Genomic DNA, 26,188 nt, shown 5'->3' with positions numbered 1-26,188 from the left:
TGGCGGGTTTTCTTTATCACGCTAAAAACTGTTTTAGTTTTTAGGTGCTTCTTTTGCTGCCGCTGCATCCGATTCAGCCTGAGCTTTGGCGGCTTCGGCGTTTTCTTTCGCTGCGTCGTTCACTTTATCCTGAGCTTTGCTCATGTCTTGCTGAGCTTGCTCGGCATGTTTTTCGGCTTCTTGAGCTTTGTCCTCGGATTTTTTATCGCAAGCAGCGAGACCGAGGGAAGCGGTCAACATCAAGGCAATAGCTAAAGTCTTACGCATGGGGTGTTTCTCCTTATGGAAAATATCTACTGGCCTTTCGAGCACAGCGCATAGCGTTAAGTTCCTCAATTCATACAGATATATAAGTTTATTCCGACGGGAACTTTTACTAAAACACCAGGTGTGTCGCCCGGACACTAAGAAGAGTTTATCAAAATGGCGGAAAACCCCGTTTTTGAGCGTGCTACACGATTTCTATCGGCGCTGCGACATTGCCAGGTACTGGGGCTGCGGGTTCACAGCGCCAGCAGCGAAGGACTGACGGTTATCCTGCCGTACAGCCCTCAAATCGTTGGTAACCCGCAAACCGGCGTGATTCATGGCGGGGCGCTGACCTCGCTGATGGACACGGCCTGCGGTATGGCCACCCTCTGCGTGCTGCCCGAGTTCGAAGTGTGTCCGACCCTCGACCTGCGCATCGACTACATGCACGCCGCCGAGCCGCATAAGGATGTCTACGGTTTTGCCCAGTGCTACCGGGTGACCACGGATGTGATCTTTGCTCGCGGTTTCGCCTATCAGGACGACCCCGAGCAGCCCATCGCCCATGTGGTGGGCACTTTCATGCGCATGGGTAAAGCCATCAAGGGCACCAAAGGCTTTGGCGGCGCTATCGCCGGAGGTGCGAAATGACCGATTCCTTCAAGGAACAACTGCAATTGGCACATGAGCAGGGCGACTATGCCTCGCTGCTGCACTTGATCCCCTACGCCAAACTGATCGGCGTCGAATGTTCGCGGGTAGGGGATGATCTGCTGTTTCGCTTGCCGGCCAACAAGGACAACATTGGTAACCCTTTATTGCCGGCGATTCATGGTGGCGTGATCGCCGGGTTCATGGAGCTGTCCGCGGCGCTGCACCTGCTGATTTTCACCGGTTCGCCGGGTGTGCCGAAGATCATCGATTTCTCCCTCGACTACTTGCGTGCCGGGCAGTTTCGCGACACCTGGGCCAGATGCCAGGTTTGCCGGCAGGGCCGCCGGGTGGCCAACGTCGCGATTACGGCCTGGCAAAGCACTGAAGTCGAACCGATTGCCACCGCCCGCGCCCATTTCAAAATTGAATAGCCCTTGAAATCCTGAACTGAGCCCCCAACTTTGATGACAACCCGCCGCCGACCCTTCAGGTCGCGGCCACTGCCATCTGATTGGAGTTTGATGACCATGAGTGTGGAAACTCAAAAGGAAACCCTGGGCTTCCAGACCGAGGTGAAGCAACTGCTGCACCTCATGATCCATTCGCTGTATTCCAACAAGGAAATTTTCCTTCGCGAATTGATCTCTAACGCCTCTGACGCTGTCGACAAATTACGCTTCGAAGCCCTGTCCAAGCCTGAGTTGCTGGAAGGCGGCGCCGAACTGAAAATCCGTGTGAGCTTCGACAAGGACGCTAAAACCGTCACCCTCGAAGACAACGGCATTGGCATGAGCCGTGAAGATGCGATCACCCACCTGGGGACCATCGCCAAATCCGGCACTGCCGATTTCATGAAACATCTTTCCGGCGATCAGAAAAAAGACTCGCACCTGATCGGTCAATTCGGTGTGGGTTTCTACTCTGCATTCATCGTCGCCGATAAAGTCGACGTGTTCAGCCGTCGTGCCGGTGCTGCTGCCAGCGAAGGCGTGCACTGGTCGTCCAAGGGCGAAGGCGATTTTGAAGTTGCCACCGTCGATAAAGCCGAGCGCGGCACTCGTATCGTCCTGCACCTGAAAGCCGGTGAAGACGAATTCGCCGATGGCTGGCGTCTGCGCAACATCATCAAGAAGTACTCCGACCACATCGCTCTGCCGATCGAATTGCCGAAAGAAGTGGCGGCCGTTGAAGGCGAAGAGCAACCGGCCGTTGAATGGGAAACCGTCAACCGCGCCAGTGCCCTGTGGACCCGTCCGCGTACCGAGATCAAGGACGAGGAATACCAGGAGTTCTACAAACACGTCGCTCATGACTTCGAGAATCCGCTGAGCTGGAGCCACAACAAGGTCGAAGGCAAGCTTGAATACAGCTCGCTGCTCTACGTGCCGGCCCGTGCTCCATTCGATCTGTACCAGCGTGAAGCGCCGAAAGGCCTGAAGCTGTACGTGCAGCGCGTGTTCGTGATGGATCAGGCGGAGTCGTTCCTGCCGCTGTACCTGCGCTTCATCAAGGGCGTGGTCGATTCCAACGACCTGTCGCTGAACGTATCGCGGGAAATCCTGCAGAAAGACCCGATCATCGATTCGATGAAGTCGGCGCTGACCAAGCGTGTTCTCGACATGCTGGAAAAGCTGGCGAAGAACGAGCCTGAGCAATACAAGAGCTTCTGGAAAAACTTTGGCCAGGTCATGAAAGAAGGCCCGGCAGAAGACTTCGCCAACAAAGAGAAAATCGCTGGCCTGCTGCGTTTCGCATCGACCAACGGTGATGAAGGCGAGCAAGTGGTGGGTCTGGCTGAATACCTGGCTCGCGCCAAGGAAGGTCAGGACAAGATTTACTACCTGACCGGCGAGACCTACGCGCAAGTCAAGAACAGCCCGCACCTGGAAGTCTTCCGCAAGAAAGGCATCGAAGTGCTGCTGCTGACCGACCGCATCGACGAGTGGCTGATGAGCTACCTCAGCGACTTCGACGGCAAGAGCTTTGTCGACGTGGCGCGTGGTGACCTCGACCTCGGCAATCTGGATTCGGAAGAAGACAAGAAAGCGGCGGAAGAAGTCGCCAAGTCCAAGGAAGGTCTGGTTGAGCGTCTGAAAACTGCACTGGGCGATTCCGTCGCTGAAGTTCGGGTTTCCCACCGCCTGACCGACTCCCCGGCGATTCTGGCCATCGGCGAGCAGGACCTGGGCTTGCAGATGCGTCAGATCCTCGAAGCCAGCGGTCAGAAGGTGCCGGATTCGAAGCCGATCTTCGAATTCAACCCGGCTCACCCGCTGATCGAGAAGCTCGACAACGAGCAGAGCGACGAACGCTTCGGCGACCTGTCGCACATTCTCTTCGATCAGGCGGCCCTGGCCGCTGGCGACAGCTTGAAAGACCCGGCCGCGTACGTGCGCCGTCTCAACAAGCTGTTGGTTGAATTGTCGGTTTAACTTCGCTGTACAAAAACCCGCTTCGGCGGGTTTTTTGATCGTTACAGCGGGGTTGGCTCGCTTCGTCCTTTTGGCAATTCGATCCTCTCACTTTCCCCTGGCACCGTCGGCCAATCCCCGGCCGCCCAGCGTCGCCGTGCTTCATCGATCAACGCCGGATCGCTCGCCACGAAGTTCCAGTTGATCCGCCGCGGCCCATCCAGCGGTGCACCACCAAACAGCACGGCATGACAGTCGCTTTCAGCAAACAGTGTCATCTCTTCCCCGACCGGCAACACCACCAGCGAATGCGGTTCTATCAGCTCGCCATCCAGTTGCACCTCGCCGTCCAGCACATACAACGCCCGCTCTTCATGCTCGGCAGGAATCAGCAAGGTGGTCGCCGTTTGCAGGTTCAATTCGGCATACAAGGTAGGAGAAAGCACCGGGACCGGCGATTCCAGGCAAAAGCCTGACCCGGCAATCATGCGGATCTTAACCCCCAGGTTATCGCTGACCGGCAGGGTGGCCGCCGGATGGTGGCTGTAGTGTCCGGGGCCGTGCTCTTTTTCTTTCGGTGAGGCCAGCCAAATCTGCAAACCGTGCATCGTGAAACCGCTGTCCTTCAACGTCTCGGGCGTGCGCTCGACGTGGGCAATCGCGCTGCCCGCCGTCATCCAGCTGACATCACCGGCCTCCACGACCTGGTCGGAACCGAGGCTGTCCTTGTGCTGGATTTTTCCTTCGAACAAGTAGGTGAGGGTCGACAGGCCAATGTGTGGATGCTGACGGATGTTCATGCCTTTTCCCGCCTCATAACGGGTTTCGAGCATGTGGTCGAAAAACACGAAAGGCCCGACGCTGCGGCATTTGGCTGACGGCAGTGGACGAAGTATGGGTTGGCCTTCGACATCTTCGGCACGGGGGCGGATCACGAGCGGAGTGTTCATGCTGCATTCCAGGCTGAGCGGGTAATGCGTGGAGCATAACCCGCTTGCGCAGCCCTTGCCGCTATTGGCTGAAGGCACCTTCAGCCAGGTGCGTTTCGATGCTGACGTCTGTGGTGGTCATCAACTTGTGGACCGGGCAACGGTCGGCGACGCGGTGCAACTCGTCGCGCTGAGCGTCGGAGAGCACACCTTTGAGTGTCAGTTTGACGTGCAGGGCATATTTACCTTTCTGCTCTTCGCTGTTGTCACGTTTGACTTCGACCGTGACACCGGTCAGCGGGATGTCTTTTTTCTTCGCGTACATCTTCAGGGTCAGCGCCTTGCAGGCACCCAGGGCGGCGTCGAAGTAATCGTGTGGCTCGGGCGCCGAGCCTTCGCCGCCGGCGAGTGTCGGTACGTCGGCAAACAGTTGATGGTCATCGATTTGGACGCTGTGACGATAACCTTCGGTGGAAACGGTATTGACGGTGACAGTCATGGGAAACCTCATAGGCAACAGGAAAAGTCATTCGAGCAAAAAACACCTTGAAGGTATAGAGCACTCTTCCAGTGACGCGTTCCACTTGATAGCTCGCCCATTCTCGAACGCTGAACCGTTACCGCCCGGTGATCGAAGCAGTTAAGGCGTTTTGATATCACGTTTTCGTCTTACGCAAAATTTCTCCGGGCCGATACCTTCTTAAGCAGCCCGCTGCAGGGTTGATGCAGCGCTTTTGGAAGGAACCAGAGCAATGAGTATCAGAAGTCTCAATATTGCGCCGCGCGCGGGCCTGGGTTTTGGCCTGCTGGCGTTAATGGTGTTTGGATTGGGGGCGTTCGCGCTGCTGCAAATGTCGAACATGCGCGCGCAGTCCGATCAGGTCGATGACAACTGGCTGCCCAGCGTGATGGCGGTCGGGGAGATGAATCAGGACATGCTGCGGCTGCGGGCACTGACCATGCGCCTGCTGATCAATCGGGACCCGCAGGCGCTGGCGCAAAACGTCAGCAAACTCAACGAGCTCAAAGGCATCCTGGATGAACCTCGGCAGCGCTATGACGCGCTGATCGTGCTGCCCGAAGAGCGTGTGTTGTTCGATCGCTTCAAAGCCTCGGAGCAACAATACCTGCAGTTCCAGACTCAGGTGATGACGCTGTCTGCTCAGGGACGGGTGGAGGAGGCGGCCGCTGTCCTCAATGGCGAGATGAGCCCGTTGGCCGATGAAATCGCCGCCACCCTCAAGGCATTGGTCGAACTGAACAAGCACAATGCTAACCTGGCGACGCAGGCGGCGCGCCAGGTGTTCAGCCATGCGCGGGTCTGGGTCGGGGTGATGATCGGCCTGACAGCGCTGATGACCATCGGCCTGGCGCTGCTGCTGACTCGCAGTATTGTCGTGCCGCTTTCCCAATCGTTGAGGGTGGCTGAAGGGGTGGCTGGCGGCGATCTCACCGGTGATATCAGCATCAGCGGCAAGGACGAACCGGCGCGGCTGCTGCACGCCCTCAAGAGCATGCAGGGGAGTTTGCGCGAAACCCTGCGGCGTATTTCCGACTCATCCAGCCAATTGGCCTCGGCCTCGGAACAGCTCAGTTGTGTGACCGAAGAGGCCACCAGGGGCCTGCACCAGCAGAGCCTGGAAATCGACCAGGCCGCCACGGCAGTGAATCAGATGACCGCGGCGGTGGAGGAGGTCGCGAGCAATGCGGTGGCCACGTCCGAAGCGTCTCGGGAATCCGACCGGATCGCCCAGCACGGTCGCGAGCAGGTGCATCAGACCGTGTTGTCCATCGAATCCCTGGCCGACGATGTCACCGCCAACGCCACCCAGGTCGAGGACCTGGCGCAGAAAGTTTATGGCATCAGCAAAGTCCTGGATGTGATTCGCTCGATTGCCGAGCAGACGAACTTGCTGGCCCTGAACGCGGCCATCGAAGCGGCGCGGGCCGGGAGTGCCGGGCGCGGCTTTGCGGTGGTGGCCGATGAAGTGCGGGCGCTGGCGCACCGGACGCAGCAATCGACCCAGGAAATCGAGCAGATGATCTCCGGCATCCAGAAAGGCACCGATGCTGCGGTCAGTTCGATGCAGCAGAGCAACACGCGCGCGCGTTCGACTCTTGAAGTGGCGAAAGCGGCGGGCACGGCGCTGGAGGAAATCGCCACGGCGTTTACCCTGATCAATGAGCGCAACCTGGTGATCGCCAGCGCCTCGGAGGAACAAGCGGCTGTCGCGCGCGAGGTGGATCGCAACCTGATGAACATTCGCGATCTGGCGTTACAGACGTCGGCCGGGGCAAATCAAACCAGTGCCGCGAGCCAGGAGCTGTCTCGGTTGGCGGTCGATCTGAACACGATGGTGGCGCGGTTCTCGGTCTGAACGCGCAGCGGTTTTGTCGTTCCGGCGGCGCTACCGGCTGGCTGTGCAAGGTTGCGGGTGGCGCCATCCCGGCCTATGGTCCAAACGATACTTTACTTGCGACTGGCGCGTGATGACTCGCCGTCGGTTGCTGTCCATCCAGTGCTGATTTGCGTAGCGAGGTGACGACATGCCCACCGACTCCCGACCCGCCGTGCTCGAACTGATCGGCAACACGCCGCTGGTGCGCGTCAGCCGTTTCGATACCGGCCCGTGCACGCTGTTCCTCAAGCTCGAATCGCAGAACCCCGGCGGTTCGATCAAGGATCGCATCGGTCTGGCGATGATCGACGCGGCCGAACGCGATGGCAGCCTGCGTCCCGGCGGCACCATCGTCGAGGCCACCGCCGGCAACACCGGCCTTGGCCTGGCCCTGGTCGGTCGTGCCAAGGGTTACCGAGTGGTGTTGGTGGTGCCGGACAAGATGTCCACCGAGAAGGTCTTGCACCTCAAGGCGATGGGCGCCGAGGTGCACATCACCCGCTCCGATGTCGGCAAGGGCCATCCCGATTACTACCAGGACGTTGCGGCGCGGCTGGCGCTGGAAATCCCCGACGCTTTCTTCGCCGATCAATTCAACAACCCGGCCAACCCGCTGGCCCATGAATGCAGCACCGCGCCGGAAATCTGGGCGCAGACTCAGCATGACGTGGACGCGATCGTCGTCGGCGTCGGCTCGGCCGGTACGCTGACCGGGCTGACTCGTTTCTTTCGCCGCGTGCAACCGGACCTGGTCATGGTGCTGGCCGATCCGGTCGGCTCGGTGATGGCCGAATACAGCCGCAGCGGCACCATGAACACGCCCGGCTCCTGGGCGGTGGAGGGCATCGGCGAAGACTTCATTCCGTCGATTGCCGACCTGTCCAGCGTGCGCCACGCCTATTCGATCAGCGACGAGGAAAGCTTCGATCATGCCCGCCAGCTGTTGCGCGCCGAAGGCATACTCGGTGGCTCTTCGACCGGTACCCTACTGGCGGCGGCGTTGCGTTATTGCCGCGAGCAGACCGAGCCGAAGCGGGTCGTCAGCTTCGTCTGCGACACCGGCACGCGCTATCTGTCGAAGGTCTACAACGACCAGTGGATGAACGACCAGGGCCTGTTGCAATACAAACATTATGGCGATCTGCGCGACCTGATCTCGCGGCGTTTCGAGGATGGCCGGGTGATCAGCGTAGGCCCGGACGACACACTGCTCACCGCGTTCCAGCGCATGCGTCTGGCGGATGTGTCGCAACTGCCGGTGCTGGAGGGCGGGAAGCGGCTGGTCGGCGTGATCGACGAGTCCGACATTCTGCTTGGCCTGCAGGAAGATGCTTCGCACTTTCGCATGAGTGTGGCCAGCGCGATGACCGACAAGCTGCAAACCCTGCCGCCCAGCGCCAGTCTGGCGCAACTGCGAGCGGAGCTCGACCGTGGGCTGGTGGCGATCATCGCCGACGCTTCGGGCTTCTACGGCTTGATTACTCGAGTCGACATGCTCATTCACCTACGGAGATCCCTTACATGAGTCAACACGACGAAAACGCAGTACCACGCGCCTTCGCCACCCGTGTGATCCATGCCGGGCAAACGCCCGACCCTTCCACCGGTGCGCTGATGCCGCCGATTTATGCCAACTCCACCTATTTGCAGCAGAGCCCCGGTGTGCACAAAGGCTTCGACTACGGGCGCTCGCACAACCCGACGCGCTTTGCGCTGGAGCGTTGCGTTGCAGACCTCGAGGGCGGCACCCGAGCCTTCGCGTTCGCGTCGGGGCTGGCGGCGATTTCCACCGTGCTCGAATTGCTCGACGCGGGCTCGCACATCGTCTCCGGCAATGATTTGTACGGCGGCACCTTTCGGCTGTTCGACAAGGTGCGCAAACGCAGCGCCGGGCATCGCTTCAGCTTCGTCGATCTGACTGACCTGGAGGGATTCGAAGCGGCACTGCAGCCCGACACGAAGATGGTTTGGGTCGAGACGCCAAGCAATCCCTTGCTGAGCCTGACGGACCTCGCTGCCGTCGGACGCATCTGTCGCTCGCGAGGCATCATTTGTGTGGCCGACAACACCTTTGCCAGCCCGTGGATACAACGCCCGCTGGAGCAGGGCTTCGACATCGTGCTGCACTCGACCACCAAGTACCTGAACGGCCACTCCGACGTGATCGGCGGCATCGCGGTGGTTGGACAAAACGCAGACCTGGCGGAGCGTCTGGGCTTCCTGCAGAACTCGGTAGGCGCGATTGCCGGGCCGTTCGACGCTTTCCTCACCCTGCGCGGCGTGAAGACCCTGGCGCTGCGCATGGAGCGCCACTGCAACAACGCGCTGGACCTGGCGCAATGGCTGGAGCGTCAGCCACAAGTGGCGCGCGTCTATTATCCGGGCCTGCCGTCGCACCCGCAGCACGTACTGGCGCAGCGGCAGATGCGTGGTTTCGGCGGGATGATCTCCCTCGACCTGAACAGCGACCTGGCCGGTGCCACGCGCTTCCTCGAGAGTGTGCGGATCTTTGCCTTGGCCGAGAGCCTGGGCGGGGTGGAAAGCCTGATCGAGCACCCGGCGATCATGACCCACGCCAGCATCCCTCAAGAGACCCGTGCGCAACTCGGCATCGGTGATGCGTTGGTGCGGTTGTCCGTGGGGATCGAGGATGTCGAAGACCTGCGCGACGACCTGGCACAGGCGCTGGCGCGGATCTGAAAATCAGCAGGCAAAAAAAATCCGGAACCCTTATCGGATTCCGGATTTTGGTGTCGAGCCGGATCAGCTGCCTTTGACAGCCTTGCCGTTGACCGTACCGTCGAGAAGCATGATGTTGTACTCCTTGCCGTCGGTTTCAACCTGTTGCAGACGAACCAGCAGGTAATCCCAATCCTTGGCGAACCACAGGACGGTGATGCGCTTGCTTTGCGTCGGGTCGCGCACGCGCTCGACCTTGATTGCTTCGATCTGGCCAGCCTTGGTGTCGACCTTTTCCGAACCCAGCACGCGGAAATCATAGGTATCGACTTCACCATCGTCGACGACCTGATAGCTCATGCTTTTCTTGCCAGCGGCCACGTCGTGCTGCAGGGCGAGCTGATAAGTGGACTTGTCGACCATGCCGCGGTTGAGCGGGATCTTGACCGGATCACCGCGATCGGTGCCGGTGACCATTTTGTTGGTCCAGTCGAAATCCAGGTCAGCCTTCTTGGCTTTACCCAGGCCGCCACGTTCGAAGTGGTAGGACTGCGGCAGCAAGGTGTCCTTGTCCAAAGTCAGGGTGCTTTCTTCGGTCAGGCTGGCGATCATCATCGAGGCCTTGAAGCTGAGCTTCCAGGCGCCGTTGGCTTGTTTGGTCAGGCTGCGTTCAGCGGTGCCGCTCATGGGCAACTGCTTCCAGTCAGCGGTGTAGCTGGCGGAGAAAGGTTGAAGTTCTGCAGCCTGCGCAAAGGGCAGTGCGAGCAGAGCGCAAGCGAAGAGCAGGGCGCGACGCATAAAATCTCCTAGGTTCGAATCAAGTGGCCGCTGGCCGCGAGCAACTTTCCATCCAGTAAAGCACCTTGCTCGCCGAGTGATAAACGACCTTCGGCAAACCAGCGTACAGCCAACGGGTAGATCAGGTGTTCCTGGGTATGGACTCGCTGCGCCAGACTCTGCGGCGAATCGTGCAACTCTACCGGTATTACTGCCTGTACGACCAGTGGTCCGCCATCGAGTTCCTCGGTGACGAAGTGCACGGAGCAGCCGTGCTCGGTGTCGCCGGCTTCCAGCGCGCGCTGATGAGTGTGTAACCCTTTGTATTTGGGCAGCAGCGAGGGATGGATGTTGAGCAGGCGACCCGCGTAGTGGCGCACGAAGTCAGCGCTGAGAATGCGCATGAACCCGGCCAGTACCACGAGTTTGGGATTGAACGCATCGATCAGTTCGATCAGCGCGGCATCGAAGGCCTCGCGGCCTTCGAAAGCCTTGTGATCCAGGGTGCGGGTGTCGATACCCGCGTCCCTGGCGCGTTGCAGGCCGTAGGCGTCGGCGCGGTTGGAAATCACCGCAGCGATGCGGGCCGGGCTGTCGCCGGTCCGCGTGCTGTCGATCAAGGCCTGCAAGTTACTGCCGGTGCCGGACAACAGCACCACCACATCACAGGTCTGGGACATCCGCTCTTGCATCAGTGTGCCTTGAGGTTCTTCAGTTCAACCGAAGCCGCGCCTTCGGCAGCGGTGGCGATCTGACCGATGACCCAAGGCTGCTCGCCGGCTTCACGCAATACGTTCAGCGCGGTTTCGACGTGCTCTTGAGCAACGCAGATGACCATGCCGACGCCGCAGTTCAGCACGCGGTGCATTTCGTTTTCGTCGACGTTGCCTTTCTCTTGCAGCCAGTCGAACACGGCAGGGCGAGTCCAGCTTGCAACGTCAACCACCGCTTGTGCGCCTTTTGGCAGAACGCGCGGGATGTTGTCCAGCAGGCCACCACCGGTGATGTGGGCCATGGCTTTGACGGCGCCGGTTTCCTTGATCAGCTTGAGCAGCGGCTTCACGTAGATGCGGGTCGGGGCCATCAGCAGGTCGGTCAGCGGTTTGCCGTCGAGCTGGATATTTTCGATGTCTGCACCGGACACTTCGATGATCTTGCGGATCAGCGAGTAGCCGTTGGAGTGCGGGCCGGAAGACGGCAGGGCGAGCAGGGCATCGCCTGCAGCGACTTTGGAACCGTCGATGATTTCAGACTTTTCCACGACGCCGACGCAGAAGCCGGCCAGGTCATAGTCTTCACCTTCATACATGCCTGGCATTTCAGCGGTTTCGCCGCCAACCAGGGAACAGCCGGACAATTCACAGCCAGCGCCAATGCCGGTCACGACCTGGGTCGCGGTTTCGACGTTGAGTTTGCCGGTGGCATAGTAGTCGAGGAAGAACAGCGGCTCTGCGCCGCAGACCACCAGGTCGTTCACGCACATGGCAACCAGGTCGATGCCGATGCTGTCGTGCTTGTTCAGGTTCAGCGCCAGGCGCAGCTTGGTGCCGACGCCGTCGGTGCCGGAAACCAGCACGGGCTGCTTGTAGCCGGCCGGGATTTCGCAGAGGGCGCCGAAACCGCCCAGGCCGCCCATGACTTCCGGGCGCGCAGTGCGCTTGGCGACGCTCTTGATGCGTTCGACCAATGCTTCACCGGCGTCGATGTCTACACCGGCGTCCTTGTAGCTCAGGGAGGGTTGCTTGCTCATGATCCAGGCCTTTAGGGGGGATTCAGGGGTAACGACCGAGTCCAGTGGGACCGCCGAAACAGGCGAAGGCGAGTGCCATCGACGAATTTCAGGGTGCCCGGCTGTTGCCGGTCTGCGAAGGCGCGCGATTTTATCAGGCTTGAGGGGCAGCGGCCATCCTCAGGCCGACAGCAGGGGCATATCCGCTTAAAAAAACCTTCATTGCCCGTGTTGGTCGCCTCCTTCATGGCTGTATAAGGTATCGCTATTAACCGTCTATCGTTAGGACAGTGCAAAAACTTACCAGGGTCAGGTGAATGTTTTGCTGGGGGGCGTGGTCACAGCCTTGCTCAATCCGGTTCACGCGGCCTGTTCCAGCCGCTCTTGTCGTCAGGAATCCGCCATGCGTTTTTTTTCTAGATTTTTGTTTGCGGGCTGTATGTCATTGGTCAGCCTGGCGAGTCATGCCGAAACCGTAAAAAATCTGTATCAGGTGCGTCAGCCTGTCAGTGGTCAAACCCCGGAAGTGCGCGATCAAGCGACCCAGCAAGCGCTGGAGACGCTGGTGTTGCGGCTGACCGGCGATCCCAAGGCTGCACAAAGTCCGGGGTTGGCGGCACTGCGCAAGGATCCGCAGCAAATCATCAGTCAGTACGGCTTTGACGCCGGCCCGCCGGAAGTGCTGAAGGTCGATTTCGACCCGGCCTCCACCGAGCAGGCATTGCGCCGTGCCGGGCTGTCGTTGTGGGGGGCAAACCGGCCTTCGATCCTCGGCTGGTGGTTGAACGATTCCACCGAGGGTTCGAGCCTGGTCGGCGATGGCCAGGCCAGTGCTGCGCCGTTGCGTCGAGCGGCGCAACACCGTGGCTTGCCGCTGCGTTTGCCGCTGGCCGATCTGAGCGAGCAGATCGTCGCCACCGCACCGAATCTGGAAGGTACGGACGCGACGCCACTGCGCGGGGCATCGGAGCGTTACAACGCTGACGCCTTGCTCGCGGTGCATGCGCGTGAAGAGGGCGGACAGTGGCAGGCCAAGTGGAATTTGTGGCTCGGCGACAAAAAGGAGGCGGGCAGCGTGCAGGGCGCGGATCAGGCCGCGGTGGCCGATGCGGTGATGCTGGCGGTCAGTCAGCGGCTGGCACCGCGGTTTGTCGTCAAGCCGGGGGCTTCGGGCGAACAATTGCTCGAGGTGCAGGGCATGAATCTGGAACACTACGCGGCGCTTGGGCGCTTGCTGGAACCGTTTGGTGCGCGCCTGCAAAGTGTCGACGGCGACCGGATTCTTTATCGGGTCAACGGCAGTGCCGAACAGTTGAAGGCGCAATTGTCGCTGGCCAGGTTGCAGGAAGTTCCAGCGGGTGAGGCACCAGCCCCCGCCACCCCCGTTCAACCGGCCGCCGGTTCGACACCGGCCGTAGCGCCAACGCCGGCACCGACGCCGCAGCTGCGTTTCCGTTGGTAAGTTTTCTTTCTTTATATAGATGCATATGGAGTGGTACATGGCCGATACGCGGCGTTGGTTCTGGTTGGGTGGGGTGGTTCTGCTCTGCGTGTTTGTCTGGTTGTTGCATCCGATCCTGACCCCGTTCCTGATCGCATTGCTGCTGGCCTATCTGTTCGACCCGCTGGTGGATCGGCTGGAGAAGGCCGGCCTGTCTCGGACCTGGGGCGTTGTGGCGGTGTTTGCGCTGTTTACCTTGATCTTCACGGCATTGCTGTTGGTGTTGATACCCATGCTCGCCAAGCAGTTGTTTCGCTTGTATGAGCTGACGCCGCAGATGCTCGATTGGTTGCAGCACACTGCACTGCCATGGGCGCAATCGAAATTCGGACTGTCGGATAATTTCTGGAAGTTCGACAAGCTCAAGGCTGCGATCAGTGAGCACATGGGCCAGACCACTGACATCGTCGGAGTGGTGCTGAGTCAGGCAACGGCCTCGGGCCTTGCATTGATTGGCTTGCTGGCGAATCTGGTGCTGATCCCGGTAGTAGTCTTCTATCTGCTGCGGGACTGGGACCTGATGATGGCCAAGATCCGCAGCCTGCTGCCCCGTGACCGCGAAGAGCGGGTTATGACCCTGGCAGGTGAATGCCATGAAGTGCTCGGTGCGTTCGTGCGCGGGCAGTTGCTGGTGATGGTGGCGTTGGGCGTGATCTACGCGGCCGGCCTGATGTTGATCGGGCTGGAGCTGGGGCTGTTGATCGGGTTGATTGCCGGTCTGGCGGCGATCGTGCCGTACATGGGGTTCGTCATCGGGATCGGCGCGGCCTTGATTGCCGGTCTGTTCCAGTTCGGCGGCGATCTGTATCCCCTGTTCGGTATCGTCGCGGTGTTTATGGTGGGGCAGGCGCTGGAAGGCATGGTGCTCACGCCATTGTTGGTGGGGGACAAGATCGGTCTGCACCCGGTGGCGGTGATCTTCGCGATTCTGGCTGGGGGCGAGCTGTTCGGATTTACCGGCGTGCTGCTGGCGCTGCCGGTGGCGGCTGTGATCATGGTGCTGGTGCGCCATATGCATGATTTGTATAAAGATTCTGATATGTACAGCGGTGTTGATGAGTCCGGGATTTAAGAGCGGCTGATCAACCATCGCGGCCAGCCTGGTGCATTGCCGGGCTGGCCCGAATCCCTCGCGCGGCTGTCACCTGCGCCGCCAAAGAAACTGTCATAAAACCAGGGTGTTAACGCAAACCTTTGATTTTGCTTGTGGTCTGTCGCATTGTGCGACCCGCCTCACGGGTATAAACTTCGCAAACTTTACACAGAGGCCACTAACGGTTCCTTTGGAACTGTTCAGTCAGCATGAAACCGATTCAGCTGCCCCTAGGTGTGCGTCTGCGTGATGACGCTACCTTTATCAATTACTATCCAGGCGCCAATGCCGCTGCACTCGGCTATGTCGAGCGGCTATGCGAAGCCGACGCCGGCTGGACCGAAAGCCTGATTTATCTCTGGGGCAAGGACGGGGTAGGGCGTACGCACTTGTTGCAGGCGGCCTGCCTGCGCTTCGAGCAACTGGGAGAGCCGGCGGTGTATTTGCCGTTGGCCGAACTGCTCGATCGCGGTATCGCGATCCTCGACAACCTCGAACAGTACGAACTGGTCTGCCTGGATGATTTGCAGGCGGTGGCTGGTCGGGCGGATTGGGAAGAGGCGTTGTTTCATCTGTTCAATCGTCTGCGTGACAGCGGTCGGCGCCTGCTGATCGCCGCATCGACCTCCCCGCGTGAACTGCCAGTGAAGCTGGCGGACCTCAAATCCCGTCTGACTCTGGCGCTGATCTTTCAGATGCGTCCGCTCTCCGATGAAGACAAATTGCGTGCCTTGCAACTGCGCGCCTCGCGTCGTGGCCTGCACCTGACCGATGAAGTCGGGCATTTCATCTTGACCCGCGGTACGCGCAGCATGAGTGCGCTTTTCGAGCTGCTTGAACGTCTCGATCAGGCTTCCCTCCAGGCTCAACGCAAGCTGACCATCCCGTTCCTGAAAGAAACGCTAGGCTGGTGAAAACCAAGGCCTGTAGCGGGTTTCGGCATATTTCAGGCGTCAAGAAATCCGCTTTCCTACAGGGTTGCAGGCTGCGCGAACGTCTAAAACGGGCTTAAGCGCTTAGATGTAAACGCGAAACCAAGAAGTCACATAAAGGTCGATTGAATTTGCAAATGAGTTTGATAGTAGGCATAGTCTCGGCTTCTTAGAACTATCAGCCACGGTCGTGCCCATGCTAAATCGCTTTGCACCCCTCGTGCCTCTCGCACTCGTCACCCTGTTGTTCGGTTGCGCTGCTCACTCTCCAGTGTCCCAGCAAGAGCAACAACAGCAGGTTAAAAACTCTGCTACCGCCCAATCTTCCGTTCTTTATCAACAAGCGCTTGAGCAGGAAGAAGCGGCCAGCGAAAAAGAACTGGCAGACTTCGCCGGCGGCAAGTCGTATCAGCTTCCGGTTCTGGCCGACAGCATCCTTGAACGCGGCATGTCCCTGATCGGTACCCGTTACCGTTTCGGCGGCACCTCCGAAGCAGGCTTTGATTGCAGCGGCTTCATCGGTTACCTGTTTCGTGAAGAAGCCGGCCTGAACCTGCCACGTTCCACCCGCGAAATGATCAACGTCGACGCTCCGCTGGTTTCTCGCAGCAAACTGGAGCCGGGCGACTTGCTGTTTTTCGCCACCAATGGCCGTCGCGGCCGCGTCAGTCACGCCGGGATCTACCTGGGTGACAACCAGTTCATCCATTCCAGCAGCCGTCGTAGTGGTGGTGTGCGGATCGATAGCCTGGGCGACAGCTACTGGAGCAAGACTTTCATCGAAGCCAAACGCGCTCTCGCGATGGCACCGGCGACGGCCCCGATCGTCACGGCGCGCAAGTAAGCGGACAGTTTGTAAGGTGAACTTAAAGTCTTACTTGAAGTTTGCCCCGTAGCAGCTAGAATCCTGATCTATTATTGATGGCAAACCGCCTGCGTCCTGCGCAGGCGGTTTTCTTTTCTGCGCCCCTGCAGAAAAAGCCGCAGCCAGATCAGGATGTTCTGCCTATGTCGACGTCGGCCCGCCTCGCAATCATGTTCTTCGCAGCGCTGCTCAGCGCCTGCGCCAGCCGTACACCGCCACCTGCACCGGTGGTTCGCGCGCCGATTGTTTTCAGTTCCTCCCAAGCATTCTCGCCTGAGGCAGAAGACGTCTTGTTCCGCGCGCTCGGCCTGGTAGGCACGCCGTATCGCTGGGGTGGCAACACGCCGGATTCGGGTTTCGATTGCAGCGGGCTGATCGGTTATGTCTACCGTGATGTCGCCGGCATTTCCCTGCCGCGGACCACGCGCGAGATGATCGGCATGCAGGCGGCCAGCGTGGGCAAGGAAGGCCTGCAAACCGGTGATCTGATCTTCTTCGCCACCAATGGCGGTTCTCAGGTCAGCCACGCCGGGATCTACGTCGGCGAAGGTCGCTTCGTCCATGCGCCAGCCACCGGCGGCACGGTGAAGCTCGACAGCTTGTCCAAAGCTTACTGGCAGAAAGCCTATCTGAGCGCCAAGCGCGTCTTGCAACCTGAGCACTTGGCACGCAATCCCTAAAGGGCAGAGGTTGTCATGACCGCTCGCACACTCAATCTCGACGATTCCCTGTATCAATACCTGCTCGACGTTTCCCTGCGCGAAACGCCGTTGCTCAAGCGTTTGCGTGACGAAACCCAGGCGCTGCCCATGGCTCGCTGGCAGGTGGCGCCGGAGCAGGGGCAATTCCTCGCGCTATTGGTGAAACTCATCGGTGCCAGGCGCCTGCTGGAAATCGGTACTTTCACCGGTTACAGCGCCTTGTGCATGGCGGCTGCGCTGCCGGATGACGGTTCGCTGATCTGCTGTGACATTCCCGGTGACTACAACGCCACCGCGCGCCGTTACTGGCAGGAAGCGGGACTTGCCGCGCGGATCGATCTGCGTTTGGCGCCCGCGCTGGAAACCCTGGCTCAGCTGGATCAGCCAGAGTCATTCGACCTGATCTTTATCGATGCCGACAAAGCCAACTACCCCCTTTACCTGGAGCATGCATTGCGTCTGCTGCGCGTCGGCGGGCTGGCGGTGTTTGATAACACGCTGTGGAGTGGTCGGGTGCTTGAGGACAATCCCGAGAGTGAAGACACCCGAGCCATCCAGGCGCTCAATTGCGCCTTGAAGGATGACTCGCGTGTGGATTTGTCGCTGTTGCCGTTGGGGGATGGGCTCACACTCTGCCGCAAGCGCTGAACGCGGTTCTTGTGGAAGCGGGCTTGCTCGCGAATAGCGGTGGGTCAGGCAAGTTCAATGTCGGGTGTACCGGCCTCATCGCGAGCAGGCTCGCTCCCACAGTTGATGTGTATTGCAGTTATTGAGCCGCCGACACGCGCCACACCTTGTTGCCCACGTCATCCGCCACCAACAAATCCCCCTGCCGGTCAATCACCACGCCCACCGGCCGGCCCATGGCTTTTTCCTCGTTATTGAGGAAGCCAGTGAGCACATCAATCGGCGGCCCGCTCGGTTTCCCTGCGCTGAACGGTACGAAAATCACTTTGTAGCCACTGTGCGGTTTACGGTTCCATGACCCATGCTGGCCGATGAATGCTCCTTCCTTGAATTGCGCCGGCAGTCTGTTGCCTTCAGCGAACGTCAGGCCCAACGAGGCGGTATGCGGGCCGACCGCGTAGTCCGGCGCAATGGCCTTGGCCACCAGGTCGGGGTTTTGCGGCTTGACGCGAACATCGACATGCTGACCGTAATAACTGTAAGGCCAGCCGTAAAACCCGCCGTCCTTCACTGAAGTGATGTAATCCGGCACCAAATCGCTGCCGATTTCGTCGCGCTCATTGACCGCTGTCCACAATGCGCCGCTGCGAGGTTCCCAGGCCAGGCCGTTTGGATTACGAATCCCCGAGGCGAAGATCCGATGATTACCGGTGGCGCGATCCACTTCCCAGATTGCCGCGCGACCTTCCTCCTGATCCATGCCGTTTTCACCGATGTTGCTGTTCGAGCCCACGGTGACGTACAGCTTGCTGCCGTCCTTGCTGGCGATGACGTTTTTGGTCCAGTGGTGATTCAGCGTGCCGCCCGGCAGGTCGATCACCTTCATCGGCTGCGACTTGATCGCCGTCTCGCCGCTTTCATAGTGGAAGCGCAGCAAGCGGTCCGTGTCGGCGACGTACAGGTCATTGCCGACCAGGGTCATGCCGAAGGGCGAGTTGAGGTTTTCCAGGAACACCGTACGGGTTTCGGCGATGCCGTCGTGGTCCTTGTCCCGCAGCAGCGTGATGCGGTTCGGGCTGGGTACGCCGGCGCCGGCACGGCCCATGACTTTGCCCATGATCCAGCCACGAATGCCGGCATCGGGTTTGGCGGGTGCGTTGGTTTCGGCGACCAGCACGTCGCCGTTGGGCAGCACGTAGAGCCAGCGCGGGTGATCGAGGCCTTCGGCAAAAGCCACCACCTGAGTTCCTGTCGCGGCGATAGGTTTTGCGCCGTCCGGCCAGCCGATCGCCGGGGCGATGTTCACCGTCGGGATCAGGGTTTTGTTCGGTTCTGGCAGCTTGGGCGATGGGCCGGTGCCGTCGGAGACTTGCAGCCTGGCGGTTTCACCACAGGCGGCAAGCCCTCCGGCGAGCACGATGACGAGAGCGAGCTGAGGCTTGCGCATGCTGATCTTCCCTATGAATGCAGTGAGCTAATCAATAGAGAAGTGCAGTGCGCGATGGTTCAACCGGTCAGCCGCGGGATTCCTTGAACAGCACGGCGATGCCGGGGTGATAGTTGCCGGTTTCGTTGCGCAACTTGCGATAGGCATAGGGGAAGTACCAGGCCACTGCGCAGGTGTGTTCCTTTTGCAGGTCGTCGACCATGTCCTGGAGCTCTTCCGGGGTGGCGCTTTGTTGGGCTTTTTGCGGCGCAACGAACAGGCAGCCGAGTTTCAGGTCGCTGGCGTAGCTGATGCGTTTGGCGTCGCTGGTGATGTCCTGCAACGCTTGAGTCAGGTTCAGGTTGTTGACCCGTGGCCAGCGCTGGGTCGCCTGAAGGTAAGCGCGTTCTTCGCTGCCCGAGATAAACAGATCGGCGCGGCCATTGCGTTCGCCTTCTTCGATCTGTTTACGGGTCGGTGTTTGTTGCAGCGTGACCATCTCTGCCATCCAGGCCGCGGCGGACAGCAGGCTCAGGTTGGCTTTTTCATCGAACCAGTAAGGCGTTTCGTTATCGCCGCGCACGGCGTTGTAGCGGTCGATACAGTCAAACCAGCGTTCCAGCACCGGTCGCAGGAATTCCAGCTTCGGATTGCTGATGATCATGCCTTGCATGTGGCTCACCCTTGTTATTGTGTTGTGAGATTGTGGCTCTTTGATATCACTGCTGGGAGTGTGGCACAAGATTGGCGTCAGATAATTGATCGACAGCAGTTATTCGCTCCCAGGCTGCCCGTCTTCAATTGACGCTCCATCCCCAACCCTCTAACCTTCGCGGCTTGTTTCAGGTGCTCTGTGACCTTGGTCGACAGAGTGAAACAGGGAAGCCGGTGAGTGACGCTCTTCAAGCGACGAAGAGCCATGATCCCGGCGCTGCCCCCGCAACGGTAAATGAGTGAAGGCTGCGCCTTGAGCCACTGTGTTGATATCAACATGGGAAGGCGCGCAGTCAGGCCAACGCCGCTCATGAGCCCGGAGACCGGCCTGATCCATCCAGCGGCATCACGGTGGGCGATGCCAGGCTTGTTGCCGTCTATTCTTGTGCCTGCCCGCCGTTATCCAGCCTCAACGGAGAGCTCCCCCATGACTGATACCCCCGATCGTGACGAACGTCATCTGGCGCGCATGCTGCGCAAAAAAGCCGTGATCGACGAACGCATCGCCAATTCCCCGAATGAATGCGGCCTGCTGCTGGTGCTGACCGGCAACGGCAAAGGCAAAAGCAGCTCGGCCTTCGGCATGCTCGCCCGGTCCATGGGCCACGGCATGCAGTGTGGCGTGGTGCAGTTCATCAAGGGGCGCAACAGCACCGGCGAGGAGCTGTTCTTCCGGCGCTTCCCGGAGCAGGTGCGTTTTCATGTGATGGGTGAGGGCTTCACCTGGGAAACCCAGGATCGCCAGCGTGACATCGCCGCCGCTGAAGCTGCGTGGGCAGTGTCGCGCGAATTGCTGCGTGATCCGTCGATCGGCCTGGTGGTGCTGGACGAATTGAACATCGCGCTCAAGCACGGTTATCTGGATCTCGATCAGGTGCTCAGCGACTTGCAGGCCCGTCCGCCAATGCAGCACGTGGTAGTCACCGGTCGCGGCGCCAAGCCGGAGATGATCGAGCTGGCCGACACCGTCACCGAAATGGGCGTGATCAAGCACGCGTTCCAGGCCGGGATCAAGGCGCAAAAAGGCGTCGAGTTGTGAGCTGCACTTTATGAATAGCCATCGTCAATGCCCGGCGGTATTGATTGCCGCACCGGCCTCCGGTCAGGGCAAGACCACCGTCACCGCCGCGCTGGCCCGTTTGCATCGCAATCAGGGGCGCAAGGTGCGCGTGTTCAAATGCGGGCCGGACTTTCTCGACCCGATGATTCTCGAGCGCGCCAGCGGTGCGCCGGTGTATCAACTGGACATGTGGATGGTCGGCGAGCAGGAAAGTCGTCGACTGTTGTGGGAAGCGGCCGGCGAAGCCGATCTGATCCTCATCGAAGGCGTCATGGGGCTATTCGACGGTACGCCGTCCAGCGCTGATCTGGCGCGGCACTTCGGTGTGCCGGTGCTCGGCGTGATCGACGGCACCGCCATGGCCCAGACCTTTGGCGCATTGGCGTTGGGGCTGGCGAAGTATCAGCCGGACTTGCCGTTTGCCGGTGTGCTGGCCAACCGCGTCGGCACCGTGCGCCATGCGCAGTTGCTCGAAGGCAGTCTGACTGAAGGTTTGCGCTGGTATGGCGCGCTGTCCCGGGAAACCGGTATCGAATTGCCGAGTCGGCACCTCGGGCTGGTTCAGGCCAGTGAGTTGAACGATCTCGACCTGCGCCTCGATGCCGCCGCCGAGTCATTGGCCAGCAGTTGCGATGTCGCTCTACCACCGGCTGTGGAATTCGCCGCGCCTGAAATGATCGCAGCCGAACCCTTGCTGGCCGGTGTGCGAATTGCCGTGGCCCGGGACGAAGCCTTTGCGTTTACCTACGGCGCGAGCCTGGATCTGCTGCGGGCCATGGGCGCCGAGTTGTCGTTTTTCTCGCCGATCCGTGACATGCAACTGCCGGAGGCAGACAGCCTCTATCTGCCTGGCGGTTATCCTGAATTGCATCACGTGGCGCTGTCACAGAACACCACGATGCTGGCCGCAATCCGCGCTCACCATGCGGCGGGTAAGCCGTTGTTGGCCGAGTGCGGCGGCATGCTGTATCTGCTCGATTCGTTGACCGATGTCGAGGGCACTCGCGCTGAACTGGTTGGCTTGCTGACGGGGGATGCGGTGATGCAAAAGCGTCTGGCCGCGTTGGCGTTGCAGGCCGTCGAATTGCCGGAAGGTTTGTTGCGCGGGCACACCTATCACCACTCGTTGACCAGCACTGAGCTTGAGCCGATTGCTCGTGGGCTGAGCCCGAATGGTGGGCGAGGGGCGGAGGCGGTTTATCGTGAGGGGCGGATGACGGCTTCTTATGTGCACTTTTATTTTCCGTCCAATCCATTGGCGATTGCCGCGCTGTTTGTGCCTGACCATAAGGACGCCATCGCGAGCAGGCTCACTCCCACAGGGGACCGCGTTTCTTCAGATAGCACACCTTCCACTGTGGGAGCGGGCTTGCTCGCGAAGAGGCCATGACCGACAACGCATTTTCTGAAGCCGAACGCGCGGCGGTCTACCGAGCCATCGGCGAACGCCGCGACATGCGTCATTTCAGCGGCGGCATCGTCGAGCCTGAGTTGCTGCAGCGCCTGCTCGAAGCCGCACACCAGGCGCCGAGCGTCGGCCTGATGCAGCCCTGGCGGTTCATCCGCATCAGCGATCGAGCCCTGCGCGGCAAGATCCAGTCACTGGTGGAAGAAGAACGCATCCGCACCGCCGAAGCCCTCGGCGAGCGCACCGACGAATTCATGAAGCTGAAAGTCGAAGGCATCAACGACTGCGCCGAGGTGCTGGTCGCCGCGCTGATGGACGATCGCGAGCGTCACATCTTCGGCCGGCGCACGATGCCGGAAATGGACATGGCGTCGCTCTCCTGCGCGATCCAGAACCTCTGGCTGGCCTCCCGCGCTGAAGGATTGGGCATGGGCTGGGTCTCGCTGTTCGAGCCGCAAGCCCTGGCGGACCTGTTGGGTTTTCCCGCGGGTGCCAAACCCTTGGCCGTTCTTTGCCTGGGGCCGGTCACGGAGTTCTATCCGGCGCCGATGCTGGTACTCGAAGGCTGGGCGCAGGCGCGTCCGCTCAGTGAACTGCTGTATGAAAATTATTGGGGAGTGAGTCAATGAGTGTGGCGTTGTTGAGTGTCGCCGCGGTTGCGCTGGATGCGCTGCTGGGTGAACCCAAACGCTGGCATCCGCTGGTGGCGTTCGGCCGCTTTGCCGACCGAATCGAGCAACGTTTCAATGGTGAAGGTCGCGGCTGGCGCAGCCATGGCGTCACTGCCTGGGTGATCGCGGTGTTGCCGCTGACCCTGCTGGCCACCGCATTTTCCTGGGCGCCCTACATCGGCTGGATCGTCGAGATTCTCCTGCTCTATTGCGCCCTCGGCATGCGCAGCCTCGGTGAACACGTCGAGCCGGTGGCCAAGGCGCTGCGCAGTGATGACCTGGACGAGGCGCGCACACGGGTCAGTTATCTGGTCAGCCGCCAGACCAGCGAACTGGACAAGACCGAAGTCGCCCGCGCCGCCACCGAATCGGTGCTGGAGAACGGCAGCGATGCGGTATTCGCTGCGCTGTTCTGGTTTGCCGTGGCCGGCGCGCCAGGCGTGGTGCTCTACCGTTTGAGCAACACGCTGGATGCGATGTGGGGTTACCGCAATGAACGCTTCGAGCGTTTTGGCTGGGCCGCGGCAAAGATCGACGATGTCCTCAACTATATTCCTGCACGCCTGGTGGCGTTGACGTACGCGGTGCTGGGCAAAACCCGACTGGCGTTGAAATGCTGGCGCACTCAAGGCCCGACTTGGGACAGCCCGAATGCCGGTCCGGTGATGGCGGCCGGTGCCGGTGCGCTCGGCGTCGAGTTGGGCGGGGCGGCGATTTATCACGGCGAACTGCATCAGCGTCCGCCATTGGGCGAAGGCGAACCGGCAGACGCCGACTCCATCGACCGCGGCTGGCAATTGGTCCAGCGCGGGGTATGGTTATGGTTGCTGATCCTCTGCGTGGGGGCTGAATTTTATGCTTGAGCACGGTGGGCGGTTACGCAAGGCGGCGCTCGATTACGGCATCGCCGAAGCCGATTGGCTCGACCTGTCCAGCGGCCTCGCGCCCTGGCCGTTTCCGGTCCCGCCGATCCCGTTGCGGGCCTGGGCGCGGTTGCCGGAAACCGATGACGGTCTGGAGCAGGCGGCCTGTGAATATTACGGCGCTGCCCAGGTGCTGCCGGTGGCCGGCTCGCAAATGGCGATCCAGTTGCTGCCGCGTTTGCGCCGGGCCGGCAAGGTCGGCGTGCTCTCGCCGTGTTACGCCGAACATGCCGAAGCGTGGCGCCGCAATGGCTACATCGTGCGTGAAGTGCTGGAGCAGGAAGTCGACTTCTTTCTCGACAGCCTCGACGTGCTGGTGGTGGTCAATCCGAACAATCCTACCGGCCTGAGCCTGACACCCAGTCGCTTGCTCGACTGGCACACGCGGCTGGCCCAACGCGGTGGCTGGCTGGTGGTGGACGAGGCATTCATGGACAACACGCCGCAGCTGAGCCTGGCACCTTTTGCCAATCAGGTCGGGTTGATCGTGCTGCGTTCCTTCGGCAAGTTTTTCGGCCTGGCCGGTGTGCGTCTGGGTTTCGTTCTGGCTGAGCGCAAGGTGCTCAAGTTGCTGGCCGAGCAAGTCGGGCCTTGGGCGGTCAGCGGGCCGACGCGGGTACTGGGTCAGGCCTGCCTGCTGGATACCGAAGGGCATATCCGGCAACGGGTTCGCACAGAAGAGGCCAGCAAACGTCTGGCGCTGCTGCTTGAACACCACGGCTTCGAACCACAGGGCGGCTGCGCCTTGTTCCAATGGCTGATCACCGAACGCGCCGAAGAGCTGCATGCCTTCATGGCCCGGCGCGGCATTCTGCTGCGAATGTTCACGCACAACAGCAGCCTGCGTTTCGGCTTGCCCGCCGATGAAGCCGACTGGACACGTCTCGCGCAAGCGTTCGAAGCCTACGCTGAGGAAACCCAATGACTACCTTGATGGTGCAAGGCACCACTTCCGACGCCGGTAAAAGTACGCTGGTAACGGCGTTGTGCCGCTGGGTCACGCGTCAGGGCGTCAGCGTCGTACCGTTCAAACCACAGAACATGGCGCTCAACAGTGCCGTGACCGCCGACGGTGGCGAGATCGGTCGTGCGCAAGCGGTGCAGGCCCAGGCCGCCAACCTCGAGCCGCACACCGACATGAACCCGGTGCTGCTCAAGCCCAACAGCGACACTGGCGCCCAAGTGATCATCCATGGCCGCGCCGTCACGACGATGAACGCAGTCGCGTATCACGACTACAAAGCCATTGCCATGCAAGCAGTGCTGGCCTCCCATGAACGACTGAGCGCGGCGTATCCAGTGGTCATGGTCGAAGGCGCGGGCTCGCCGGCCGAGATCAATCTGCGTGCCGGCGACATCGCCAACATGGGATTCGCCGAAGCCGTGGATTGTCCGGTGGTGCTGATTGCCGACATCAATCGCGGTGGGGTTTTCGCGCATCTGGTGGGCACGCTGGAACTGCTGTCGCCCAGCGAGCAGGCGCGGGTCAAAGGCTTCATCATCAATCGGTTTCGCGGCGATATCGCTTTGCTGCAATCGGGGCTGGACTGGCTGGAAGCGCGCACCGGCAAACCGGTGATCGGCGTTCTGCCTTACGTGATGGACTTGCACCTGGAAGCCGAGGACGGCATCGATCAGCGTCAGACCGACAAGGCCGACCACGTTCTGAAAGTGGTGGTGCCGGTGCTGCCGCGCATCAGCAACCACACCGATTTCGATCCGTTGCGCCTGCATCCGCAGGTGGATCTGCAATTTGTCGGCCCCGGGCAGGCAATTCCACCGGCCGACCTGATAATTCTTCCCGGCTCGAAAAGCGTGCGCAATGACCTCGCGTATCTGCGGGCCAACGGCTGGGACACTGCGATCAGTCGTCATCTGCGTTATGGCGGCAAAGTGCTGGGGATTTGCGGCGGTCTGCAAATGCTCGGCGAACAGGTCCACGACCCGCTGGGCCTCGAAGGCGCCCCGGGTTCCAGCGCCGGTCTGGGCTTGTTGGCATTCGAAACCCGGCTCGAAGAAGAGAAGCAATTGCGCAATGTGCGCGGGCGTCTGGCGCTGGAAGACGCGCCGGTCAGCGGCTATGAAATTCATGCCGGGGTCACCACCGGACCGGCGCTGGAAAACGCCGCGGTGCTGCTGGACGACGGTCGCTGCGACGGTGCGCAAAGTGTGGACGGGCAGATTTTCGGTACCTATTTGCATGGCTTGTTTGAATCGCCCGCGGCGTGCAGTGCGCTGTTGCGCTGGGCCGGTTTGCAGGCGGTGCAGGACGTGGATTATCACGCGTTACGTGAGCGCGATATCGAGCGGCTGGCGGATCTGGTGGAGAAGCATCTGGATACCCGACTGTTGCGTGAGCTCTGCGGGATTTAAGGTGGCTGTTGCGGCCCCATCGCGAGCAGGCTCGCTCCCACATTGGAATGCGATCACCTGTGGGAGC

General features: G+C 60.5%; 26 protein-coding genes, 1 pseudogene and 1 riboswitch. Of the genes and pseudogenes, 19 read left to right on the top strand and 8 right to left on the bottom strand.

All coding sequences use genetic code 11. The annotated features are described in order from the left end of the window. Positions 1–33: 33 nt before the first annotated feature. Positions 34–267: a hypothetical protein gene (locus tag AC3WP4_RS25355; RefSeq protein WP_008032682.1), complete on the bottom strand. Its 234-nt coding sequence runs from the start codon at positions 265–267 to the stop codon at positions 34–36. 156 nt (positions 268–423) lie between these two features. Between AC3WP4_RS25355 and AC3WP4_RS25350 the strand changes: the two genes are divergently transcribed. The 3 genes from AC3WP4_RS25350 (at position 424) to htpG (ending at position 3,335) form a co-directional block, all read left to right on the top strand. After that, complete coding sequence (locus tag AC3WP4_RS25350; RefSeq protein ID WP_074874671.1) at positions 424–900, top strand: PaaI family thioesterase; 477 nt, start codon at positions 424–426, stop codon at positions 898–900. Then, positions 897–1,334, top strand: coding sequence for a PaaI family thioesterase (locus tag AC3WP4_RS25345; protein ID WP_074874673.1), 438 nt, complete (start codon positions 897–899; stop codon positions 1,332–1,334). The genes AC3WP4_RS25350 and AC3WP4_RS25345 overlap by 4 nt, the downstream gene beginning before the upstream one ends. Before the next feature lie 96 nt (positions 1,335–1,430). After that, on the top strand, positions 1,431–3,335 hold the full coding sequence (htpG, locus tag AC3WP4_RS25340; RefSeq protein ID WP_074880547.1) for a molecular chaperone HtpG: 1,905 nt from the start codon (positions 1,431–1,433) through the stop codon (positions 3,333–3,335). A 41-nt stretch (positions 3,336–3,376) separates the two neighbouring features. Here the strand turns inward: htpG and AC3WP4_RS25335 are convergent, their stop codons facing one another. Both AC3WP4_RS25335 and AC3WP4_RS25330 read right to left on the bottom strand, forming a co-directional pair. After that, positions 3,377–4,264, bottom strand: a complete 888-nt coding sequence (locus AC3WP4_RS25335) for a pirin family protein (protein ID WP_102614666.1) — start codon at positions 4,262–4,264, stop codon at positions 3,377–3,379. A gap of 61 nt (positions 4,265–4,325) precedes the next feature. Then, the gene (locus tag AC3WP4_RS25330; RefSeq protein ID WP_102614665.1) at positions 4,326–4,742 is read right to left on the bottom strand and encodes an OsmC family protein; all 417 of its coding nucleotides are present in this window, start codon (positions 4,740–4,742) and stop codon (positions 4,326–4,328) included. A 253-nt stretch (positions 4,743–4,995) separates the two neighbouring features. Here AC3WP4_RS25330 and AC3WP4_RS25325 point away from each other — a divergent pair. From AC3WP4_RS25325 to AC3WP4_RS25310, 4 genes and pseudogenes are all read left to right on the top strand, one after another. Continuing rightward, positions 4,996–5,766 (top strand): annotated as a pseudogene (locus AC3WP4_RS25325) (MCP four helix bundle domain-containing protein); the annotation flags it as partial. Continuing rightward, on the top strand, positions 5,758–6,621 hold the full coding sequence (locus tag AC3WP4_RS25320) for a methyl-accepting chemotaxis protein (RefSeq protein WP_404942553.1): 864 nt from the start codon (positions 5,758–5,760) through the stop codon (positions 6,619–6,621). The pseudogene AC3WP4_RS25325 and the gene AC3WP4_RS25320, both read left to right, overlap by 9 nt. Positions 6,622–6,790: 169 nt before the next feature. Next, positions 6,791–8,167 (top strand): pyridoxal-phosphate dependent enzyme, encoded by a 1,377-nt coding sequence (locus AC3WP4_RS25315; protein ID WP_074874681.1) that lies wholly within the window; start codon positions 6,791–6,793, stop codon positions 8,165–8,167. Continuing rightward, positions 8,164–9,342, top strand: a complete 1,179-nt coding sequence (locus tag AC3WP4_RS25310; RefSeq protein ID WP_102614663.1) for a cystathionine gamma-synthase — start codon at positions 8,164–8,166, stop codon at positions 9,340–9,342. Before AC3WP4_RS25315 ends, AC3WP4_RS25310 begins: the two co-directional genes overlap by 4 nt. 63 nt (positions 9,343–9,405) lie before the next feature. Here the strand turns inward: AC3WP4_RS25310 and AC3WP4_RS25305 are convergent, their stop codons facing one another. Genes AC3WP4_RS25305 through purM form a run of 3 tightly spaced genes read right to left on the bottom strand, consistent with a single transcriptional unit; the run spans position 9,406 to position 11,848 of the window. After that, entirely contained in the window at positions 9,406–10,119 is a 714-nt protein-coding gene (locus tag AC3WP4_RS25305) for a DUF3108 domain-containing protein (protein WP_102614662.1), read from the bottom strand. An 8-nt stretch (positions 10,120–10,127) separates the two neighbouring features. Beyond that, positions 10,128–10,778, bottom strand: a complete 651-nt coding sequence (purN, locus tag AC3WP4_RS25300; protein ID WP_074880550.1) for a phosphoribosylglycinamide formyltransferase — start codon at positions 10,776–10,778, stop codon at positions 10,128–10,130. Positions 10,779–10,789: 11 nt separating this feature from the next. After that, positions 10,790–11,848, bottom strand: coding sequence for a phosphoribosylformylglycinamidine cyclo-ligase (gene purM, locus AC3WP4_RS25295; protein ID WP_074874687.1), 1,059 nt, complete (start codon positions 11,846–11,848; stop codon positions 10,790–10,792). A 382-nt stretch (positions 11,849–12,230) separates the two neighbouring features. Here purM and AC3WP4_RS25290 point away from each other — a divergent pair, with 382 nt between their 5' ends. The 6 genes from AC3WP4_RS25290 to AC3WP4_RS25265 all read left to right on the top strand — a co-directional run bounded on the left by AC3WP4_RS25290 (position 12,231) and on the right by AC3WP4_RS25265 (position 17,567). Further along, complete coding sequence (locus tag AC3WP4_RS25290) at positions 12,231–13,289, top strand: DUF2066 domain-containing protein (protein ID WP_102614661.1); 1,059 nt, start codon at positions 12,231–12,233, stop codon at positions 13,287–13,289. 37 nt (positions 13,290–13,326) lie between these two features. Continuing rightward, a complete protein-coding gene (locus AC3WP4_RS25285; RefSeq protein ID WP_074874691.1) occupies positions 13,327–14,400 on the top strand; it encodes an AI-2E family transporter in 1,074 nt (357 codons plus the stop codon). A gap of 230 nt (positions 14,401–14,630) precedes the next feature. Then, on the top strand, positions 14,631–15,335 hold the full coding sequence (gene hda, locus AC3WP4_RS25280) for a DnaA regulatory inactivator Hda (protein WP_008148645.1): 705 nt from the start codon (positions 14,631–14,633) through the stop codon (positions 15,333–15,335). Positions 15,336–15,549: 214 nt separating this feature from the next. Beyond that, positions 15,550–16,197 carry a C40 family peptidase gene (locus tag AC3WP4_RS25275; protein ID WP_076030219.1) on the top strand — a complete coding sequence of 216 codons (648 nt, stop codon included), beginning with the start codon at positions 15,550–15,552 and terminating at the stop codon, positions 16,195–16,197. Between the two features lie 164 nt (positions 16,198–16,361). After that, complete coding sequence (locus tag AC3WP4_RS25270; protein WP_074880553.1) at positions 16,362–16,898, top strand: C40 family peptidase; 537 nt, start codon at positions 16,362–16,364, stop codon at positions 16,896–16,898. 15 nt (positions 16,899–16,913) lie between these two features. Continuing rightward, the gene (locus tag AC3WP4_RS25265) at positions 16,914–17,567 is read left to right on the top strand and encodes an O-methyltransferase (RefSeq protein WP_076030220.1); all 654 of its coding nucleotides are present in this window, start codon (positions 16,914–16,916) and stop codon (positions 17,565–17,567) included. 118 nt (positions 17,568–17,685) lie between these two features. On the opposite strand, the gene AC3WP4_RS25260 is transcribed toward AC3WP4_RS25265, so the two are convergent. Then, positions 17,686–18,993, bottom strand: coding sequence for a PQQ-dependent sugar dehydrogenase (locus tag AC3WP4_RS25260; protein WP_102614660.1), 1,308 nt, complete (start codon positions 18,991–18,993; stop codon positions 17,686–17,688). 67 nt (positions 18,994–19,060) lie between these two features. Next, a complete protein-coding gene (locus AC3WP4_RS25255; protein WP_102614659.1) occupies positions 19,061–19,645 on the bottom strand; it encodes a hypothetical protein in 585 nt (194 codons plus the stop codon). Positions 19,646–19,799: 154 nt separating this feature from the next. Next, a riboswitch (cobalamin riboswitch) is annotated at positions 19,800–20,032 on the top strand. Between the two features lie 81 nt (positions 20,033–20,113). Between AC3WP4_RS25255 and cobO the strand changes: the two genes are divergently transcribed. From cobO to AC3WP4_RS25225, 6 genes are read left to right on the top strand one after another with little or no spacing between them, the layout of a single operon-like run. Next, on the top strand, positions 20,114–20,725 hold the full coding sequence (gene cobO, locus AC3WP4_RS25250; protein WP_074874701.1) for a cob(I)yrinic acid a,c-diamide adenosyltransferase: 612 nt from the start codon (positions 20,114–20,116) through the stop codon (positions 20,723–20,725). A 10-nt stretch (positions 20,726–20,735) separates the two neighbouring features. Further along, a complete protein-coding gene (locus AC3WP4_RS25245; RefSeq protein WP_102614658.1) occupies positions 20,736–22,136 on the top strand; it encodes a cobyrinic acid a,c-diamide synthase CobB in 1,401 nt (466 codons plus the stop codon). Continuing rightward, complete coding sequence (gene bluB, locus AC3WP4_RS25240; RefSeq protein ID WP_102614657.1) at positions 22,133–22,783, top strand: 5,6-dimethylbenzimidazole synthase; 651 nt, start codon at positions 22,133–22,135, stop codon at positions 22,781–22,783. Before AC3WP4_RS25245 ends, bluB begins: the two co-directional genes overlap by 4 nt. Further along, positions 22,780–23,688: an adenosylcobinamide-phosphate synthase CbiB gene (cbiB, locus tag AC3WP4_RS25235; protein ID WP_102614656.1), complete on the top strand. Its 909-nt coding sequence runs from the start codon at positions 22,780–22,782 to the stop codon at positions 23,686–23,688. The genes bluB and cbiB overlap by 4 nt, the downstream gene beginning before the upstream one ends. After that, positions 23,681–24,673 carry a threonine-phosphate decarboxylase CobD gene (gene cobD / locus AC3WP4_RS25230; protein ID WP_102614655.1) on the top strand — a complete coding sequence of 331 codons (993 nt, stop codon included), beginning with the start codon at positions 23,681–23,683 and terminating at the stop codon, positions 24,671–24,673. The genes cbiB and cobD overlap by 8 nt, the downstream gene beginning before the upstream one ends. After that, the gene (locus AC3WP4_RS25225) at positions 24,670–26,121 is read left to right on the top strand and encodes a cobyric acid synthase (RefSeq protein WP_102614654.1); all 1,452 of its coding nucleotides are present in this window, start codon (positions 24,670–24,672) and stop codon (positions 26,119–26,121) included. The genes cobD and AC3WP4_RS25225 overlap by 4 nt, the downstream gene beginning before the upstream one ends. The last annotated feature ends 67 nt before the right edge of the window (positions 26,122–26,188 follow it).

This window comes from Pseudomonas sp. FW305-20, from assembly GCF_058788075.1.
This window is presented reverse-complemented; position numbering and strand designations above follow the sequence as displayed.